Annotated in this window: 1 protein-coding gene; it reads right to left on the reverse strand. The window is 49.9% G+C overall.

Annotated features, from left to right (window positions below):
• Positions 1–788, reverse strand: a 788-nt coding sequence (locus RB619_RS21050; RefSeq protein WP_308101072.1) for a hypothetical protein, incomplete at its 3' end; no start/stop codon positions are given.
• Positions 789–865 lie beyond the last annotated feature (77 nt).

The raw sequence follows: 865 nt of genomic DNA on the forward strand, positions 1-865 counted from the left end.
GTTTTTGAAGTGCTAAGGGTCAAAGTAGTCGCTTTTGTATTTACCACGACACCGTTTGAGACTGCAGAACATTTCGGAGTTGCCGAATCGGTCACTCTGAACGTATAGGTTCCTGCTGTCGAAGTCGTATAAGTAGTCGCATTTCCAGGAACTGCAGAGAAAGGCCCTGATGCTCCGCTAGTGGAAACCTCATAAGTATAAGGAGCTTTTCCTCCACCGGCAGTAAGGTTGATCGTCGTATTTGGTGTACAGGTAACATCAGCTGCAGGCGATGCGCTAAGCGTCAGCTGCGACAAAACCGTGTAAGGCGTCGAAGCCACACAGCCGAATCCGTCTTTGATGTACAACGTATGCGTCCCCACTCCTAATGGGAATGTTGCTGTCGAACCGTAAGTCACATTGTCGATGCTGTAGGTCGGCGTTCCTGTCACAATACCTGTGATGGTAACCGAAACCGGCGTTCCCGTATAACACTGCGCCGCAGGAATATTGATCTGAGGAGGAGTCTCCTGTCCGATCGTGATCGACTGTTTGGCAGTACACCCGTTGGTGTCTTTTACCCACACATCGATGTTTAGCCCAAGAACAGCCGTATCGACTGTCGTTGAAGACGAATAGGCAGCCGCCGCAGGAGCAGTAGGCCCTGTAGCGATGTACGCATATGTATAGCCCGGTTTTCCTCCTGAAAGGGTCGGGAAAGTGATTGTAGAGATTTTATTGTTACAGCTGATCTTTGTCCCCTGCGCCGTAAAAGTGATGGCAGTAGCCGCATTCACAACCGCAGTCACTGTATTTGTAGAACAGCCAGTCGTCTTGTCTGTAGCCTTGAAGACATAGCTTCCTGCTCCAAGACCAGTAACCGTAA

Origin of the sequence: Flavobacterium sp. LHD-80, assembly GCF_030929605.1 — a bacterium.
Lineage (GTDB): Bacteria > Bacteroidota > Bacteroidia > Flavobacteriales > Flavobacteriaceae > Flavobacterium.